At 69.5% G+C, this 16,250-nt stretch carries 19 protein-coding genes, 1 pseudogene and 1 riboswitch; of the genes and pseudogenes, 7 read left to right on the top strand and 13 right to left on the bottom strand.

All coding sequences use genetic code 11. The features are described from left to right. The first annotated feature begins 79 nt into the window (after window positions 1-79). Genes xylA through JIG36_RS24455 form a run of 3 tightly spaced genes read left to right on the top strand, consistent with a single transcriptional unit; the run spans window position 80 to window position 4,165 of the window. Window positions 80-1,267 carry a xylose isomerase gene (gene xylA / locus JIG36_RS24465; RefSeq protein ID WP_203378737.1) on the top strand — a complete coding sequence of 396 codons (1,188 nt, stop codon included), beginning with the start codon at window positions 80-82 and terminating at the stop codon, window positions 1,265-1,267. A gap of 21 nt (window positions 1,268-1,288) precedes the next feature. Then, on the top strand, window positions 1,289-2,689 hold the full coding sequence (gene xylB, locus JIG36_RS24460) for a xylulokinase (protein WP_203378736.1): 1,401 nt from the start codon (window positions 1,289-1,291) through the stop codon (window positions 2,687-2,689). Window positions 2,690-2,698: 9 nt separating this feature from the next. Continuing rightward, window positions 2,699-4,165 carry an MFS transporter gene (locus JIG36_RS24455; protein WP_203378735.1) on the top strand — a complete coding sequence of 489 codons (1,467 nt, stop codon included), beginning with the start codon at window positions 2,699-2,701 and terminating at the stop codon, window positions 4,163-4,165. Here the strand turns inward: JIG36_RS24455 and JIG36_RS24450 are convergent. From JIG36_RS24450 to JIG36_RS24420, 7 genes are all read right to left on the bottom strand, one after another. Beyond that, complete coding sequence (locus JIG36_RS24450) at window positions 4,073-5,686, bottom strand: glycoside hydrolase family 13 protein (RefSeq protein WP_203378734.1); 1,614 nt, start codon at window positions 5,684-5,686, stop codon at window positions 4,073-4,075. The two genes, JIG36_RS24455 and JIG36_RS24450, sit on opposite strands and share 93 nt — an antisense overlap. A 66-nt stretch (window positions 5,687-5,752) precedes the next feature. Next, a complete protein-coding gene (locus JIG36_RS24445; protein WP_203378733.1) occupies window positions 5,753-6,469 on the bottom strand; it encodes an HD domain-containing protein in 717 nt (238 codons plus the stop codon). A gap of 20 nt (window positions 6,470-6,489) precedes the next feature. Continuing rightward, entirely contained in the window at window positions 6,490-7,371 is an 882-nt protein-coding gene (locus JIG36_RS24440) for an MHYT domain-containing protein (RefSeq protein ID WP_203378732.1), read from the bottom strand. Between the two features lie 172 nt (window positions 7,372-7,543). Further along, window positions 7,544-7,687 carry a GPGG-motif small membrane protein gene (locus JIG36_RS24435; RefSeq protein ID WP_203378731.1) on the bottom strand — a complete coding sequence of 48 codons (144 nt, stop codon included), beginning with the start codon at window positions 7,685-7,687 and terminating at the stop codon, window positions 7,544-7,546. Between the two features lie 39 nt (window positions 7,688-7,726). Next, window positions 7,727-8,473, bottom strand: coding sequence for a metallophosphoesterase family protein (locus tag JIG36_RS24430; RefSeq protein WP_203378730.1), 747 nt, complete (start codon window positions 8,471-8,473; stop codon window positions 7,727-7,729). Then, complete coding sequence (locus JIG36_RS24425; protein WP_203378729.1) at window positions 8,470-8,718, bottom strand: hypothetical protein; 249 nt, start codon at window positions 8,716-8,718, stop codon at window positions 8,470-8,472. Before JIG36_RS24425 ends, JIG36_RS24430 begins: the two co-directional genes overlap by 4 nt. A gap of 10 nt (window positions 8,719-8,728) precedes the next feature. Then, window positions 8,729-9,313, bottom strand: a complete 585-nt coding sequence (locus tag JIG36_RS24420; RefSeq protein ID WP_203378728.1) for a nucleotidyltransferase — start codon at window positions 9,311-9,313, stop codon at window positions 8,729-8,731. 344 nt (window positions 9,314-9,657) lie between these two features. Between JIG36_RS24420 and JIG36_RS24415 the strand changes: the two genes are divergently transcribed. Further along, window positions 9,658-10,368: a dTMP kinase gene (locus tag JIG36_RS24415; protein WP_203378727.1), complete on the top strand. Its 711-nt coding sequence runs from the start codon at window positions 9,658-9,660 to the stop codon at window positions 10,366-10,368. Between the two features lie 71 nt (window positions 10,369-10,439). Here the strand turns inward: JIG36_RS24415 and JIG36_RS24410 are convergent, their stop codons facing one another. Next, entirely contained in the window at window positions 10,440-11,144 is a 705-nt protein-coding gene (locus tag JIG36_RS24410; RefSeq protein ID WP_438870754.1) for an SDR family NAD(P)-dependent oxidoreductase, read from the bottom strand. Between the two features lie 563 nt (window positions 11,145-11,707). Here JIG36_RS24410 and JIG36_RS24405 point away from each other — a divergent pair. Continuing rightward, entirely contained in the window at window positions 11,708-12,712 is a 1,005-nt protein-coding gene (locus tag JIG36_RS24405; RefSeq protein ID WP_203378726.1) for a sigma-70 family RNA polymerase sigma factor, read from the top strand. Window positions 12,713-12,796: 84 nt separating this feature from the next. Here JIG36_RS24405 and JIG36_RS24400 read toward each other — a convergent pair whose 3' ends face one another. The 3 genes from JIG36_RS24400 to JIG36_RS24390 all read right to left on the bottom strand — a co-directional run bounded on the left by JIG36_RS24400 (window position 12,797) and on the right by JIG36_RS24390 (window position 14,799). Further along, window positions 12,797-13,714 carry a C40 family peptidase gene (locus JIG36_RS24400; protein ID WP_203378725.1) on the bottom strand — a complete coding sequence of 306 codons (918 nt, stop codon included), beginning with the start codon at window positions 13,712-13,714 and terminating at the stop codon, window positions 12,797-12,799. Between the two features lie 57 nt (window positions 13,715-13,771). After that, window positions 13,772-13,899, bottom strand: a riboswitch (cyclic di-AMP (ydaO/yuaA leader). A gap of 166 nt (window positions 13,900-14,065) precedes the next feature. Further along, window positions 14,066-14,386, bottom strand: coding sequence for a DUF3817 domain-containing protein (locus tag JIG36_RS24395; RefSeq protein WP_203378724.1), 321 nt, complete (start codon window positions 14,384-14,386; stop codon window positions 14,066-14,068). 11 nt (window positions 14,387-14,397) lie between these two features. Further along, entirely contained in the window at window positions 14,398-14,799 is a 402-nt protein-coding gene (locus JIG36_RS24390; RefSeq protein ID WP_203378723.1) for a hypothetical protein, read from the bottom strand. Between JIG36_RS24390 and JIG36_RS24385 the strand changes: the two are divergent. Together JIG36_RS24385 and JIG36_RS24380 are read left to right on the top strand one after the other, a co-directional pair. Next, a pseudogene (locus JIG36_RS24385) lies at window positions 14,793-15,098 on the top strand (DUF6158 family protein); the annotation flags it as partial. The gene JIG36_RS24390 and the pseudogene JIG36_RS24385 sit on opposite strands and share 7 nt — an antisense overlap. Before the next feature lie 13 nt (window positions 15,099-15,111). Beyond that, window positions 15,112-15,630, top strand: coding sequence for a DUF1360 domain-containing protein (locus tag JIG36_RS24380; RefSeq protein ID WP_203378721.1), 519 nt, complete (start codon window positions 15,112-15,114; stop codon window positions 15,628-15,630). Between the two features lie 166 nt (window positions 15,631-15,796). On the opposite strand, the gene JIG36_RS24375 is transcribed toward JIG36_RS24380, so the two are convergent. Together JIG36_RS24375 and JIG36_RS24370 are read right to left on the bottom strand one after the other, a co-directional pair. Continuing rightward, the gene (locus tag JIG36_RS24375) at window positions 15,797-15,952 is read right to left on the bottom strand and encodes a hypothetical protein (protein WP_203378720.1); all 156 of its coding nucleotides are present in this window, start codon (window positions 15,950-15,952) and stop codon (window positions 15,797-15,799) included. 3 nt (window positions 15,953-15,955) lie between these two features. Next, window positions 15,956-16,156: a hypothetical protein gene (locus JIG36_RS24370; RefSeq protein ID WP_307872896.1), complete on the bottom strand. Its 201-nt coding sequence runs from the start codon at window positions 16,154-16,156 to the stop codon at window positions 15,956-15,958. Window positions 16,157-16,250 lie beyond the last annotated feature (94 nt).

Genomic DNA, 16,250 nt, shown 5'->3' with positions numbered 1-16,250 from the left:
CACGGCCTTGACAATGCCACACGGCGGCCAAATAATTCAACCAATAAACAAATCCGAGCTGTTACGTGGAGGTAACACCGTGTCGGTCCAACCCACCCGTGAAGACAAGTTCTCCTTCGGCCTGTGGACCATCGGGTGGCAGGCCCAGGACGCGTTCGGTTCCGCGACCCGCCCCGCGCTCGACCCGGTCGAGGCGGTGCACAAGCTGGCCGAGCTCGGCGCTTACGGCCTGACGTTCCACGACGACGACCTCGTGCCCTTCGGCTCCGACGCGCAGACCCGCGACGGCATCGTGTCGGCGTTCAAGAAGGCGCTCGACGAGACCGGGATCATCGTCCCGATGGTCACCACCAACACCTTCAGCCACCCGGTGTTCAAGGACGGCGCGTTCACCAGCAACGACCGCTCGGTCCGGCGCTACGCGCTGCGCAAGGTGCTGCGCCAGGTCGACTTCGCGGCCGAGCTGGGCGCCAAGACCTTCGTGCTCTGGGGCGGCCGCGAGGGCGCCGAGTACGACGCGGCCAAGGACATCAACGCCGCCCTCGACCGCTACCGTGAGGGCCTCAACCTGGTCGCGCAGTATTCCGAGGACAAGGGCTACGGCCTGCGCTTCGCGATCGAGCCCAAGCCGAACGAGCCCCGCGGCGACATCCTGCTCCCGACCCTCGGCCACGCCATCGCGTTCACCTACGAGCTCGAGCGCCCCGAGCTGTTCGGCATCAACCCCGAGGTCGGCCACGAGCAGATGTCGAACCTCAACTTCACCCAGGGCATCGCCCAGGCCCTGTGGCAGAAGAAGCTCTTCCACATCGACCTCAACGGCCAGCACAGCGTCAAGTTCGACCAAGACCTGGTCTTCGGTCACGGCGACCTGCTCAACGCGTTCTCGCTGGTCGACCTGCTGGAGAACGGCCCGATCGGCGGCGGCCCCACGTACGACGGCCCCCGCCACTTCGACTACAAGCCGTCGCGCACCGAGGACATCAACGGCGTCTGGGACTCGGCCGCCGCCAACATGCGGATGTACCTGCTGCTCAAGGAGCGCGCGCAGGAGTTCCGGGCCTCGGCCGCGGTGCAGGAGGCGCTCGCGCACAGCAAGGTCGCCGAGCTCTCGCAGCCCACCCTCAACCCCGGTGAGACCTACGCCGACCTGCTCAACGACAAGAGCGCGTTCGAGGAGTTCGACGTCGACGCGGCCGGTGCCCAGGGTTACGGTTTCGTGAAGCTGCACCAGCTCGCCATCGACCACGTTCTTCGCGCCAGCTGAAGCGTCGAGCAAAGGGAAGAAATGACTCTCGTAGCCGGGATCGACAGCTCCACCCAGTCCTGCAAGGTGGTCATCCGTGACGCGGAGACCGGCAAGCTGGTCCGGCAGGGCCGCGCCAGTCATCCGGAGGGCACCGAGGTGCATCCGGACGCCTGGTGGGCCGCGCTGCAGCAGGCGATCGACCAGGCCGGCGGCCTGGACGACGTGGCCGCCGCCTCGGTGGCCGGCCAGCAGCACGGCATGGTGGTGCTCGACGAGAACGGCGAAGTGGTCCGCCCGGCGCTGCTGTGGAACGACACCCGCAGCGCCGGCGCGGCCGCCGACCTGATCCAGGAGCTCGGCGGCGGCGACAAGTGGGCCGACGCGGTCGGCATCGTGCCGGTCGCCAGCTTCACCCTGACCAAGCTGCGCTGGCTCGCCCGCAACGAGCCGGCCAACGCGGCCAAGGTGGCGGCGGTCTGCCTTCCGCACGACTGGCTGACCTGGAAGCTCTCCGGCTCGACCGACATCAGCACGATCAAGACCGACCGCAGCGACGCCAGCGGCACGCTCTACTGGTCGGCCAAGACCAACGAATACCGTCCCGACCTTCTCGAGCTCGGCTTCGGGCGTCTGCCGCAGACACCGGAGGTGCTCGGCCCGACCGGCATCGCGGGTCACCTGCCCAACGGTGCCCCGCTCGGTCCGGGCGCAGGTGACAACGCGGCGGCCGCGTTCGGCACGGGCGCCGGCACCGGCGACGTGATCGTCTCGATCGGCACGTCGGGCACGGTCTTCGTCTCCTCCGACGTCTCGCCCAACGACCCGACCGGCACGGTGGCCGGGTTCGCCGACACCACCGGCCGGTTCCTGCCGATCGTCGTGACGCTGAACGCGGCCCGGGTGCTCGACGCGGCCACCCGGCTGCTCGGCGTCGACCACGACCGGCTGTCCGAACTCGCGCTCAGCGCCCCGGCCGGCGCCGACGGCCTCGTCCTCATCCCCTACCTCGAGGGGGAGCGCACCCCGAACCGCCCCGACGCCACCGGCGCCATCCACGGCCTCACCCTCAAGACCTCCGACCCGGCCCACCTGGCCCGGGCCTCGGTCGAGGGCATGCTCTGCGCGCTCGCCGACGGGCTGGACGCGCTGGTCGCGAACGGCGCCACGGCCAACCGCATCGTGCTGGTCGGCGGGGGCGCGCGCAGCGAGGCGGTCCGCCGCATCGCCCCCGAGCTGTTCGGTCTGCCGGTGCTCGTGCCGCCGCCGGGCGAATACGTGGCCGACGGCGCCGCCCGCCAGGCCGCGTGGATCGCCGTCGGTGGCGAGGAGCCCCCGGTGTGGTCGGCCGCGGCCCCCGAGACGTACGAGGGAAAGAGTGTGCCGCTGATCCGCGAGCAGTACGCGGCGGCTCGGGACGCGGTTGTCGACCGCCCCCGCTAACCTTTCCGGGTGACCAGGGGAGGAACCGCCCACCGCATATACAGCGTGGTGGTGTTCGTGGTCCTCGCCTCGCTCGACAACGTCGCGATCGGACTGGTGCCGCCGCTCTACGGCAGCATCGGTGACGCGTTCGGGGTGGGCGAGGGCCACATCGCGCTCGCCACCACGATCATGTTCCTGATCAGTGCGGTCGCGGCAATCGGTTTCGCGTACGCCGGAGACCGCACCGACCGCAAGCCGGTGCTGATCGCGGGAACACTGATCTGGGTCGCCGGCACCGTGTGGTCCGGCCTCTCGGGCAGCTACCCCAGCTTCCTGATCAGCCAGGTGGTCGCCGCGTTCGGCCTCGGCGCCGTCGCCTCGGTCAGTTTCGCCGTGGTCAGCGACCTCATCTCGCCCCGGCGCCGCGGCCTCGTGATGAGCTTCTGGGGCCTCTCCCAGGGGGTCGGCACCCTGGCCGGCACCCTGGTCGGCGGTCTGATCGGCCACAACAACTGGCGCGACCCGTTCCTGGTCACCGCGGTTGCCGGCGGCATCGCCACGGTGGCCTATCTGTTCACCTACAACGTGCCCCGCGGCGACTCGCAGCCCGAGCTGGCCGGCGTCGAGTACGACGAGCGCATCCACCACGACCACCTGCCGCTGATCCTGCGGCGGCGCACCAACGTCTGGCTGATCCTGCAGGGCGGCACCGCCCAGATCGCCCTCGGCTCGCTGGTCTGGCTGCCCGTGCTGTTCCGGGCCCGCGCGGAGGACCAGGGCTACACGGCCGGCACCGCCGTGCTGGTCGGCAGCGTCTTCGCCACGCTCTTCCAGCTGGGCGGCGCCCTGAGCATCCTGGGTGGGCTGGTCGGCGACCGTCTCCAGCGCCGCACGCCCCGGGGCCGGGCCCTGGTCGCCTCGGTCGGCGTGCTGGCCGCCGTCCCGTTCTACGTCGTGCTGTTCTTCGTGCCCATGAAGATCGACGTGCCCGACGGCGCCGGCACCGGGGCGGTGATCGCGGCCGTGCTGGCCGACGTGTTCACCGAGCCCACCGTCGGGCTGTGCCTGGCCACCGCCGTCTTCGCGCTCATGCTCACCTCGGCCAACTCGCCGAACTGGTTCGCCCTGATCGCCGACGTGAACCCGCCCGAGCACCGCGGCACGGTCTACAGCCTCGGCAACCTGATCAACGGCTTCGGCCGGGCCGGTGGCAACGCGATGGTGGCCGTGGTCTTCCGCGGGCTGTCCGGCGCGTTCCCGCCGCCGCTCAACTACGCGGTCGGCCTGGCCGCGTTCCAGCTCTTCTGGATCCCCACCGGCGTGATGTTCTGGCTGGCCAGCAGGACGGTCGCGCGCGACATGGCCGACACGCACGCCGCCCTGCTGGCCCGGGCGTCCCGGCTAGACGACGGCCCAGACGGTGACGTCGGTGGGGACCCGCCCGTCGTCGTCGAGGGGCTCGCTGCTCAGCAGGACCCGGGCGCCGGCCGGTAGCTCGACCGGTTCCGCCCCGAAGTTCGTCACCACCAGCACGTCGCCGTTGCGGAAGGCGAACGGGCCGTCCTGCCACGCCACGGAACCACGGCCCAGCCCGTGCTCACGCCGCAGGCCCAGCGCCGAGTGGTAGAGCTCCCAGGTCGAGCCGGCCACGCCCTGCTGCCGGTCGAGCGCGTACTCGGCCCAGGTCGCCGGCTGCGGCAGCCACGACGCGTCGGCCGGGCCGAAGCCGTACGAGGGAGCGTCCGCCTCCCACGGCAGCGGCACCCGGCAGCCGTCGCGCCCGCGTTCGGTGTGCCCCGACCGTTCCCAGGCCGGGTCCTCGCGGAACTCGTCGGGCATCGTGGTGTGCTCGGGCAACCCCAGCTCCTCGCCCTGATAGAGATAGGCCGAGCCGGGCAGGCCGAGCATCAGCAGCGTGGCCGCCCGGGCCCGGCGCAGGCCCAGCGCCGTGTCAGGCTGCGGGTCCTCGGCGCCGATGCCGGGCACACGCGGGGTGCCGACCGGGAAACCGAGCCGGCTGGCGTGCCGCACGACGTCGTGGTTCGACAGCACCCAGGTGGTGGTCGCCCCGACCGCGTTGTTGGCCGCCAGCGAGTCGTCGATCACCTGCCGCAGCTCGGCCGGCTTCCAGGGCGCGTCGAGATAGGGGAAGTTGAACGCCTGGTGCATCTCGTCGGGGCGCACGTAGCGGGCCAGCCGGCTGGCCGGGGCCACCCAGGCCTCGGCGACCAGGATGCGGCCGCCCTCGTACTCGTCGAGGACACGCCGCCACGACTGGTAGATCTCGTGCACGCCCTCCTGGTCCCACATCGGCGGCGGCGGGCCGGCCGGGTCGAGACCGCCGAGGATCGTCGACGTGTTCGTCCAGTCGGCCAGGTTCCTCTCCTTGACCAGGCCGTGCGCCACGTCGACCCGGAAGCCGTCGACCCCGCGGTCGAGCCAGAACCGCAGGATGCTCAGGAACTCCTCCCGCACCTCGGGGTTGTCCCAGTTGAGGTCGGGCTGGCTCACGTCGAACAGGTGCAGATACCACTGCCCGTCCGGCGTACGCTCCCACGCGTCACCGCCGAAGACGCTCTTCCACGAGTTGGGCGGCTGATCCCCGGCACCTTCCCCGTCGCGGAAGATGTAGCGCTCCCGCTCCGGGCTGCCCGGCCCGGCGGCCAGCGCGGCCTGGAACCACGCGTGCTCGCTGGAGGTGTGGTTGGGCACCAGATCCACGATGACCTTGAGGCCCAGGTGGTGCGCCTCGGTGATCAGCTTGTCGGCGTCGCCGAGGCCGCCGAAGCGCGGGTCGACGCCGCGGTAGTCGGCCACGTCGTAGCCGGCGTCGTGCTGCGGCGAGGGATAGAACGGGGAGAGCCAGACGGCGTCGACGCCGAGCTCCCGCAGGTGGGGCAGGCGGCCGGTGATGCCGGGCAGATCGCCCATGCCGTCGCCGTCGCTGTCGGCGAAGGAGCGGGGATAGACCTGGTAGATGACGGCGTCGCGCCACCAGTCGTGGTTCTGGAGCATGATCCCCAGGCTAACCACCCCACCAGCCGGCGCCGGCCGCACTCCCGCGTGACCGGCCGGTCGGAATCAGCCGTCGAGGATCGCCGCGAACCTCTCCTCGGCCAGGTCGAGCTGATCCATGATGTGGTCCTTGGCCGCGATCGACAGCGGGGTGTCCGGCCGCCCCACCAGCTCACGCAGCTTCGGTACGAGCGGCCGGTACTTCGTGGCCGCCCGCACCGCCTTGTCGAGCGTGGTGTGCACCACGCCCACGCCGTTGTCGGTGAAGTCCGAGACCTTGATCACCCGGGCCCACGGGTCGTTCTCCAGGCTGGCCGCCACGTGCGCCCGGTACTGCTCGTGGCGGTCGCGTTCCGGGTCGTACTCCGGGTTGGTGACCGCGCGGACCAGTTCGGCCACCCGCGGCCCGAAGCGGCGGGCCAGTTCGGCGATCGCGGCCTCGGTCAGCTCGAAGTGGCTGCCCGAGGACAGCCCGGCCAGCTCGCCCGGATGGTCTTCGACGGCGTCGTGCAGCAGGGCCGCGGTGAGCACGTCCACATCCCGTACGCCGTAGTACTTGATGATCCGGATGGCGACCCGGAGCAGGTGGTTGAGGTAGGGCTCGCGGACCCGGCGGTCGTTCGCGTGCAGGCGGGCGGCCAGGTCGAGCGCCTCGGTCAGCTGCTCGCGCTCGGCCTCGGGAAACGTCTCGAGCTCGAGCAGCAACCGCTCGCGGAGGCCGGCCTCGCCGTACACCTCGGTGATCGCGTGCAGCGGCATCGACAGCAGCATCCGTGGCGCCATGCCGAGAACGTACCGGAGCGTCAGCCGTTGGTGGGTGTACGCATCGGAACCGGGCGAGGCGAGGGCCGGCGTACGGCCGTCTGGGCCGCCGTGGCCTGCTTGAGCGACCAGGAAACGCCGCTGGTCTCGGCGTGCACACCCCGCCGCGGGGTGCCGGCGCCGTCGGTGAACTCCTCCTCGGTCATCGCCTGCAGCGCGCTCAGCGCCACCCCGACGATCGAGGCCGCGGTGATCAGCGTGATCGGCACGATCATGGTGAGCGGCCGCAGCCCGGTCACGCCGGTCGGGGCGCCCGGGTCGAGGTGCACCGACATGGCGGCCATCCCGGTGTAGTGCATGCCGCAGACGGCGATCGCCATGATCACGGCGGCGCCGCTGATCGGGAGCCAGCCGCGCACCGAGACGGTGAACCAGAGAGCGACCGTGGAGGCCACCACCGCGATGATGGCCGAGGCCGCGACCAGCGTGAGGTCGTAGCGCATCTCGCCCGACACGTGCATGCCGAGCATGCCGGTGTAGTGCATGGCGAGCACGCCGCCGCCGGTCAGCACGCCGGCCGTCACGACCCGGGGCAGGCTGCGCCGCCCGTGGCCGACCATGAGCAGCCCGGCCCCGACCGCGAAGACGGCGAACGCGAGGCTGGCCACGGTCATCGGCACGTCGAAGCGCACCGGGCTGGCCGGCACCTCGAAGCCGAGCATCGCGGCGAAGTGCATGAGCCAGATCGCGCCGCCGCCGATGGCGAACGCGCCGATCAGCAGCCAGCGGTTACGGCGGCCGCGGGTGCGGGCGTCGCGGGCCCGGGCCGTGCTCAGCAGGCCGAAGAACGACCCCAGGAAGGCCAGCAGGAAGGCGGCGATCGGGTTGAACACGCCGTACGTGAAGTGATGAACCTCGGCCACCGGCACTCCTCGCGGGAAAGATCGACGGATTTCCGCGAGTGATTCAGTCAGCGATCCGGATCGGTCCATCGCACGGCGAGTGCGGCAGAGCGGACAAACGGAACCGGGCCACCCGTTGGGGGTGGCCCGGTGCTCAGTTCGACGGGGGATGGATGCGGGTGAGAGTTGCCGATCAGGTGAAGATGCTGACGCCGCCAGGACCCACGAGGAGGCCCACAACGATCAGCACGATGCCCCAGAGCAGCTGCCGCCGGAAGAGCGCGAGGATACCGGCGACCACCAGAATGACTGCGAGAATCCAAAGGATTAGGTCCATGCAGATCGGATACCCGGGGCGCCAAAATCGGAAACCTGGTTAGTTCGCGCCCACGAGTGTGGCGTCCACCTCATCGGACAACAGCTGGTAGACGTTGTACGCCTGCTTGATCACCGGGTGCGCGACGTTGCGCACGGGGACCCCTCCGGGCGTACGGCCGCGCTCCGAGCCGTGGTGGGCGTGGCCGTGCAGCGCGAGCGCCGTCGGGGCCGCGTCGATCGCGCGTCCGAGCTGGTAGCAGCCGAGGAAGGCGTAGATCTCCAGCGGCTCCCCGACCAGCGTCTCGGGAACGGGGGAGTAGTGGGTCAGGGCCACCAGGGCGTCGCACTCCACCGACTTCAGCGCGGTCTCCAGCGCCTCGGCGTACCGCTCGGCCGTGCCCACGAAGTCCTTCATCTCGCGCTCGCCGAAGTTGCTGGCACAGGCCCCGGCGAAACCGCCGCCGAAACCTTTGGTGCCGGCGATGCCGAGCCGGTGCCCGCGGATCTCCAGCACCGTCGCCGCGCTCTCCAGCACGGTGATCCCGGCGTCGGTGAGCACCTCGGTGACCTGCTCCTGCTGGTCGCTCTGGTGGTCGTGGTTGCCGAGGCAGACCACCACCGGCACGCCCAGCCCGCCGAACTCCTTGGCGAAGCAGCGCGCCTCCTCGGGCGTACCGTGCCGGGTCAGGTCACCCGCCACCAGCAACGCGTCGGCCCGGTCCGGCAGCTCCTCGAGGGCGGGCCGGTAGCGACCCACCACGTCCTTGTCCACGTGCACGTCGCCCACGGCAGCAATCCGGATCATGAAATCTCCTCCACCTCGCTGGGCGCCTGCGTCCGCGTGATCCCGATGTCGCACGTGATCTGCACGTCCGGGAAATGCGTGGTGATCTGCTGGCAGATCTCGTCCCGGCGCTGCGCACTCTCCACCTCACCGCCCAGCACGATCAGATGGTCGCGGCGCTGCACGGTGATGCCCTGTTCGGCTATCCGGTCGTGCTCGGCGAGCAGGCGCTGGATCTCGGCCTCGAGATCGGTGTCGATCGTCATCACAACCCCCTCAGTTGTTGGCCAGGGCGTCCTCGTCGGTCCGCAGCGGGACCACGTCCAGCCGGTCCAGCAGAATGAGGAACGCCTCGGCGTACGGAGATTTCTCGGTCTCGCGGCGGACCCGGGGCCAGTCGATCTGTTCCCGCAACGAGCGGGCCACCGGCAGTCCGGTCGCGAAGTCGCAGTAGTGCTGGCTGTAGCTGAGCAGCTTGTGCACCATCAGCTGGGTCGCCGACAGCACCGGCATGTAGATCGCCTCGACGGAGATCTGCTCGGTGTCGTTCAGGGTCACGTCCGTCACCGGAGTCTCGACCGGCCGGTAGATCAGGTCGACCATCCGGTCCTCGTCATAGACCTTGACCAGCCAGTCCTCCGGCGGCTGCTCGGTGCGGAAGCCGACCTTGGCCAGTTCGGCCAGGGCCTGGTCCTTGTCCTGCTCGCGCAGCAGGAAATCGACGTCGTGGTCGCTGGAGTGCCCGCCGTGCGCGTAGACGGCAAAACTGCCGCCGAGGGCGAACGGTATGCCGGCACTCTTCAGGGTCGACGCGACCTTTTTGAGCGTGCCGGCGAGCCCCTCGTCCACCCGGTGCGGCATGGTTTTCCCCCTGTCGACGTGTGCGGTTCGGTGTCGGATACGACTACCCGGGCCGCCTCGCGTTGAATCGCCGCCGCTGCCTGTCACGGACAAAACCCCATTTTGGTACGGCGGAGGGCCCGTTCGCCGGAGAACAGCGGGGTGCAACCCCCAGGCCGTACGTCGATCCGGCCGTTCGCTTTCGTCCGGACGCGGCTGTCGCTTTCGTCGGACTACGTCGCTGTCGCTTTCGTCCGACGACCCGGCTGTCGCTTCCGTCCGACGATCCGGTTGTCGCTTCCGTCCGACGATCCGGCCGTTCGCGGGAGAACGCCGCGTGCGCCCTCCCGTTACCGTTGGTTGGCATGAGCCTCGGCATGATCGCGCTGGTCGGTATTGACGGCTCGGGCAAGACCACCCAGGCCCACCGGGTGGCCGACGAGCTGGCCGCCGCCGGGGTCCGCGCCGCCTATCGCCGCAACGCGGGCGGCCGCCACTGGTTCGGCCGGGTCGCCGGCTGGTTCGGCCGGAGCGACGCCGAGCAGCTGCTCGGCCGCCGCGGCATGCTGTTCGTCGAGTCGGTGCTGCGCTGGCTCGCCATCCTCCGCACGCTGCTGCGCCGCGCCTTCACCGGCGGCACGGTGGTGATGGACCGCTACGCCTTCTGCCAATACGCGAGCCTGCGGGCCCGCGGGGCAAAACCGGCCGCCGAGCGCCGCGCCCGACTGGCCTACCGTTTCTTCCCCGCCCCCGACATCACGTTCTTCCTCGACGTGTCGCCCCAGGTCGCCCACGACCGCATCGAGGCCCGCGGCTACGACAGCGAGACGATGGAATACCTCGAGTCGGCCCGCGCCGCCTACCTCGGCCTGCCCGAGGCCGCGAGCTTCGTCGTGATCAACGCCGACGGCACGCCCGACGAGGTCTCGGCCGCCATCCACGCGGAGCTGCGCCGCCGTTCCGCCGTCGAGCCGGCCCAGCCCGCACCCCGCAGCGTCCGCGGCATGATCCTGGCCGGGGGCCCGCTCGTGGCCGCCCTCGCCGTGGCCGGTTACCAGCTCGCCGAGGCCCTCTGAACCCGGCCGCGCCCGGGCGCTTGGTCCGCCGCCCGGCCGCGTGTTTGGTCTGCCGCCTGGGCGCGCCGTGCCTACGCCCGGCCGTAGACCGGAATCTGGGCGCCGCTGGTCGGGGCGGACGCCTCCGAGGCCAGGAAGAGGATCGTGGGCGCGATCTCTTCGGGGCGCACCCACTTGGCGAAGTCGGCGTCCGGCATCGCGGCCCGGTTGGCCGGCGTGTCGATGACGCTGGGCAGCACCGTGTTGCAGCGCACGTTCTTCGACCGGTATTCGAGGGCGACCGAGGCCGCGAACGCCAGCACCGCGGCTTTGGAGATCGCATACGCCGACCCGCCGGGGAACGGCGACAACGCCGTACGGGAAGAGACGCAGACGACGCTGCCCCCGCCCGCGTCGACCAGGTGGGGGAGGGCGGCCTGGGTGACGAGGTAGGTCGGGCGCAGATTGACCTTCAGCTGCTCCTCGAGCCCGGACCACGGCGCATCGGCGATCAGCGGACCGCTGGCGAACCCGCCGACCAGGTTGACCACGGCGCGCAGCGGGGAGCTGTGATCACCGGCGGCCACCGCGGCGGCGACCGCGGTCGTGACGTCCGTCTCATCGGTCAGATTGGCGACCAACGGGATCGCGCCCTTGGGCAGCTTGTCGACGGAGTCCGCGCGTACGGGAGTGACCACACGCCACCCGTCGGCGACAAAAGCCTCCACCGTGGCGACCCCGAGGCCACCCGTGCCGCCCGTGATCAGCGCCGTCCGCCCGTTCTGCATGTCGCTCATCGTGCCCCTCCCGGGCATAGCGGCACTGTGTTGTTCGTCACCCCGACCCGTCGGATGACCGGCCGGCTCCGAACCGTTGTCAAAGGGGCGTCACCCACCCGGTTGTCACCCGGACGGGCTAGTGAACTGCGCCGCCACGTGCCGCATTGTGGCAGGTGGTCCCGTTCGGCATCGGCGTCGGGATCTTTTTGTACGTGCTTTTGTTTCAGGCCCGTCCCGAAGCTGTCGATCCAGCACGTGAACCTGGCGCGCCCAAGGAACGTACTGGGTGGTGACGGACGTCCCAAGGTCATTGGTGATGGACGTCGCTGTGAGGGACGAGGGGCCGATGGTGTCATGAGAGTTGCAACGGGTATGCCTCTGTCAGCGCGAGCGAGTGGTCGCGCGGCCGAATGCCGGAGCGTCGGAGCCCCTGTACAGGAAGTACGCACTCGGCTCTCAGCTAAGCCCCAGGCATTCGTGACACTTTCGACCCACCAGCCGGAATCAGTGCAGGCAGCCATTTGTTGTGTAGATGCCAGTAACCGCAATGTGCGAACTGCGGACGTTACGGGGAGGAACTGATGGATACAGGTATCACCCGTAACGGGGTTAGTAGTGAAGGCAATGAGGGGACCGTGGGCAACGTGGAGAAGAACACCGTGATGCGGACCGACCAGGTCGCCGAAGAGCGCGACCTCGTTGGCGTCTACCTGCACGAAATCTCCCGGACTCCGCTGCTGGACGCCGCACGGGAGGTCGAGCTCTCCAAGGCAATCGAGGCGGGCCTCTATGCCGAGCACCTGCTCGACAACGGCGAGGTCCGGCGCGGTGTCAGCCGGGAGGAACTGGAGCGACTCGTCTCCGAGGGCCAGAAGGCCAAGGACCTGTTCATCCGGGCCAACCTGCGACTGGTCGTGTCGATCGCCCGGCGCTACGTGCGCTCCGGCATGCCGATGCTCGACCTGATCCAGGAGGGCAACACCGGCCTCGTCCGCGCCGTCGAGAAGTTCGACTACGAGCGGGGCTACAAGTTCTCGACGTACGCCACGTGGTGGGTCCGTCAGGCGATCAGCCGGGCCATCGCCCAGCAGGAGCGCACCGTGCGCCTGCCCGTGCACCTCGTCGAAGACGTCAACCGCATGCGCAACGTCACCCGCCAGCTCGTCCGTGAACTCGGCGGCGACCCCGAGCCCGAGCAGGTCGCGGCCGCTCTCGGCGTGACCGTCGAGCGCGTCAACGAGCTCACCCGCTGGGCGCAGGACACGGTGTCGCTCGACACCCCGGTCGGCGACGACGGCGACACCAACCTCGGTGACCTGGTCGCCGACAGCGACGCCCCCTCGCCGGAAGAGATCGTGCTGACCGCCCTGGAGCGTCAGCGCATCGAGGGTCTGCTCAACCACCTCGACGACCGTTCGGCCGGCATCATGCGGGCCCGCTACGGCCTCGAGGACGGTCGCGAACACTCGCTCACCGAGGTGGCCTCGCGCTTCTCGCTGAGCCGTGAGCGCATCCGTCAGCTCGAGATCCAGGCGCTCGGCCGGCTGCGCGAGCTGGCCCGGGCCGAGGGCCTGCAGGCCGCCTGACCATCCCCGCCTTCCCCCCGTTACTCACAGACGCGAAAGGCCGGTACCCGACGGGTACCGGCCTTCTCCGTACGCGCGATCAGATCAGGTGACGCGGCCGTAGCCGTACGGCGTCATGATGTTGATCGTCCGCTTCTTGACCACCGTGCCCGAGTGCGGCGCGTCGATGATCTGGCCGTCGCCGACGTAGATCGCGACGTGGCCGAGACTGCGGTAGAACACCAGGTCGCCCGGTTGCAGGTCGTCCCGGCTGATGCGGGTCGTCTCGCTCCACTGCGACTTGGTCTGGTGCGTCAGCGACTTGCCCGCCGCCCGCCACGCCGCCGAGGTCAGACCGGAGCAGTCGAAGCTGCCCGGACCGTCCGCGCCGAACAGGTACGGCTTGCCGATCTGGTTGTACGCGTACGTCACCGCCACGCCGGCCTTGCCGGAGATGTTCGGGATCGGTCCGTTGTACTTGCTGCCCGACTCCTGCCCTTGGCCGAACGCGGCCTCACGCATCGCGAACAGCTTCTTGAGGTCCTTCTGGATCGACGTCTTGCGGGCGGCCAGCGCGTTCACCTGAGCCGTCTGCTTGGTCTGCGTCGCCTTCAGGGCCGCCTGCCGCTCGCTGAAGTTCTGCGTGGCCTCGGTGAAGGTGTCGATGTCACGCTGGTTGGAGCGGGTGAGCATGTCCAGATAGCTCATCCGGTCCATCATGCCGTCCTGCGTGCCGCTCAGCAGCGCGCTCATCGGCCCGACCCGGCCCTGCTTGTAGGACGTGGTCGCCAGGTTTCCGACCTGAGCGCTCGCGACCTTCAGGGCTTCCTGGGCGGGCTTGAGCGAAGCCTGGAGCTTGACCGCGTCGGCCTGGGTCTTCTTCAGGTTGACGCGCATCGCGTTGTACTGCTCGGTGACGTCCTCGAGCTTGTTGGACGCCGCCTCGATCTGCTTCTTGAGCTCCGTGGCGGACGGCGCCGCTTGCGCGGGCGTCACGAAGGAGCCGGTGATCGCGGCAGCCATCGCCGCGACGACGAGGACCCGAAGCCTCGTACGGGGGTGGGGCACCGGTCAGTGGCCTTTCTTCCGCCTGGCCGCCTACCGGGTTAGCTGACGGGTTCGGGCCGGAAGGAGCCCTACCGCGCGGGCGCGGATTCACCCCGGGAACGTGGTTCCCCGGCTCGATTTCGATTCGGCGGCGTTGGCCGGCGCCACCAGGGGGAGTGGCTGCGGACCGAACCAACCGCATTAACCTATCGGCGAAAGATTCAAATGCAAGGGGTCACAGAGTGATTTAAGACAATGGCCCACTTTGCGTGAATGATCCCGATAACAGCTAGTAATTCGACGGCAGCAATGCGTCGAACTGGGCTGTCAAACTGGACTTTTCGCCAGCTCGCCGGTGTGCGCCCATTCCCGGCTCACCTTACGCTCGGCCCAGAACGACAGGAACGGGATCGTGCCGGAGAGCATCACCAGCAGCATCCGGCTGAACGACCAGTGCGCGCGCCGGGAAAGATCGAACGTGGCCACCAGATAGACCATGAACAGGAAGCCGTGGGCCGGGCCGACCGCCTCGACCACGACCGGGTTGTCGGCGAGGTATTTCAGCGGCATGCCGACCACGACGAGCGCGAGCAGGACCACGCCGACGATCCACGCGATGATCCGGTATCGGGTCAGGGCACCCTGCACGTTCGTCCGTCCTATCCGGGATAGTCGCTCGGGCGGGCGCCCGGGTGGGCGTTGAGCCAGGCGAGATAGTCGTTGTAGGCCGTGAGCTCGGGGTCGTCGTCATCCGTGGTGGACCGCGTCGCCACGCGCACCGGCCGGCCGACGGTAACAGGCGAACCTGGGAGCCTTTCTTTCTCGGGCTCCTCGGGCGTCACCTCTTTTGTCCCCTTTTTGCGGAACAGCTGGACCTCGCGCCACCACAGGAACACGACGAAGGCCGCGAACACCGGCCACTCGAACATGTAGCCCCAGCTGATCGAATTGCCCGACTGGGCGCGGCTGAACTGCCACCAGCCCAGCACCAGGCAGCCGGTGGTCAGAACCACCGCCAGGACATGCCGGGCGATCCACGCCGGGGTCCACAGGCCCTTCATGGCCACCAAGCGTACCGGCGGGGTTAGGTGACCTCTTGCATGGGCAACCGACGGGGATGACAGACGCTCGTGGTGACGCACCACTGATGGAGAACGGCATCGATCCGGCCGGGCTCGACGACGAGGACCTGTTCCGGGAACTCGCCAGCCTCTACCGCGCCCGGCTGGCCACCCTGCGGCACGGCCCCGACGCCGCGCTGAGCAACCACTTCAAACGCACCGCCGAACTCGAGACCGAGTACATCACCCGCTACCCCGGCCGCGAGGTCGACCAGGACCGGCTCACCCAGGACTTCTAGGGGATCTCTCTTGATGCAGTCGCTGCGCGCGCGGATGGCGCGCGTCGGGCAGTCGTACGCCCCCCACGATCATCGCCCGCTCGGCGGCTACGCCGCGGCCATGGGAGCTTTCGGAGCCCTTGCCGTGTCGTTGGCCGGCGCGGCGAAAGTAACCGGAAAGCCCTTCTCGCAGCCGTCAGCGGCCGACGTGATCCTGTTGTCGGTGGCGACCCACAAACTGAGTCGTCTGCTGGCCAAGGACGCCGTCACCAGTCCTCTGCGCGCGCCTTTCACCCGCTATGCCGAGCCGGCCGGTGCCGCCGAGCTCAACGAGGAGGTGCGCCACCACGAGAGCTCGCTCAAGCATGGGATCGGCGAGCTGGTGAGTTGCCCGTTCTGCCTCGCCGTATGGGTGGCGACGGGTCTGACCGGCGGCCTGGTGCTGGCGCCCCGGCTGACCCGGTTGGCCGCCGTGACCCTGACGGCGACCGCGGTGTCCGACTTCCTCCAGCTTGGTTACGACATCGCCAAGAAGGCCGCCGAGGGCGATTAAAAGCGTTCCCTCGTACGGGTCGAGGCCCGGACCGCCGTTCGTGGTGGTCCGGGCCTCTGTTCATGCCGTGCTTCCGCGCCCGCATTCCGTGGTGCTTCTTGCTCGCTTGCGGCTCTTCTTGCTCGCCCACGGTTCTGCTCGCCCGCTTACGGTTCTGCTCGCCCGTTTACGGTGGGCCTTCGTTTTCGAGGCCGGCCCAGCCCTCCGGGCTCTCAGGTTCGGCGTCGTCGTCCTGACCGGCGGTGACGTCCTCGTCGACGGCGGTGCTGTCGTGCTCGTCGGCGAAGTCCTGCTGCTCGTCCGGATCCCCGATCGGCTCCATTGCTCAGACCTCCAGCGCGCGTAGGGCTTCGGCCGCTTCGTCCTGGGCGTATTCACCCTCGGGCAGCGCGTCGACCCGGGTGAGCGCCATGGCCGGGAGGTCAGCGGCAACGGCCCGGCGTTGCAGGTCCGCGCTGCTCAGGCGCTCCTGCCCGTCGAAGGCGTCGTCGAGGAACGTGTCCAGCACGTGAATCTCATCGGTCACAGCTGTGCGGCTACCCGGCTGCTCGTTCGCCAAACGCTGTGGTCGGCGTCACATTCACTAACGGAATCGGGGCCGGGGTCCGATCGTTGATGAC

The organism is Paractinoplanes ovalisporus (genome assembly GCF_016834655.1).
Lineage (GTDB): Bacteria > Actinomycetota > Actinomycetes > Mycobacteriales > Micromonosporaceae > Actinoplanes > Actinoplanes ovalisporus.
This window is presented reverse-complemented; position numbering and strand designations above follow the sequence as displayed.

Coding starts and splice junctions, on each gene's coding strand:
- JIG36_RS24450 (WP_203378734.1), bottom strand. CDS start 5,686: ATGCTCCAGAACCACGACTGGTGGCGCGACGCCGTCATCTACCAGGTC.
- JIG36_RS24405 (WP_203378726.1), top strand. CDS start 11,708: ATGGATACAGGTATCACCCGTAACGGGGTTAGTAGTGAAGGCAATGAG.
- JIG36_RS24400 (WP_203378725.1), bottom strand. CDS start 13,714: ATGGCTGCCGCGATCACCGGCTCCTTCGTGACGCCCGCGCAAGCGGCG.
- JIG36_RS24380 (WP_203378721.1), top strand. CDS start 15,112: ATGCAGTCGCTGCGCGCGCGGATGGCGCGCGTCGGGCAGTCGTACGCC.
- JIG36_RS24435 (WP_203378731.1), bottom strand. CDS start 7,687: ATGGACCTAATCCTTTGGATTCTCGCAGTCATTCTGGTGGTCGCCGGT.
- JIG36_RS24390 (WP_203378723.1), bottom strand. CDS start 14,799: ATGAAGGGCCTGTGGACCCCGGCGTGGATCGCCCGGCATGTCCTGGCG.
- JIG36_RS24430 (WP_203378730.1), bottom strand. CDS start 8,473: ATGATCCGGATTGCTGCCGTGGGCGACGTGCACGTGGACAAGGACGTG.
- xylB (WP_203378736.1), top strand. CDS start 1,289: ATGACTCTCGTAGCCGGGATCGACAGCTCCACCCAGTCCTGCAAGGTG.
- JIG36_RS24375 (WP_203378720.1), bottom strand. CDS start 15,952: ATGGAGCCGATCGGGGATCCGGACGAGCAGCAGGACTTCGCCGACGAG.
- JIG36_RS24445 (WP_203378733.1), bottom strand. CDS start 6,469: ATGGCGCCACGGATGCTGCTGTCGATGCCGCTGCACGCGATCACCGAG.
- JIG36_RS24410 (WP_438870754.1), bottom strand. CDS start 11,144: ATGAGCGACATGCAGAACGGGCGGACGGCGCTGATCACGGGCGGCACG.
- JIG36_RS24425 (WP_203378729.1), bottom strand. CDS start 8,718: ATGACGATCGACACCGATCTCGAGGCCGAGATCCAGCGCCTGCTCGCC.
- JIG36_RS24420 (WP_203378728.1), bottom strand. CDS start 9,313: ATGCCGCACCGGGTGGACGAGGGGCTCGCCGGCACGCTCAAAAAGGTC.
- JIG36_RS24415 (WP_203378727.1), top strand. CDS start 9,658: ATGAGCCTCGGCATGATCGCGCTGGTCGGTATTGACGGCTCGGGCAAG.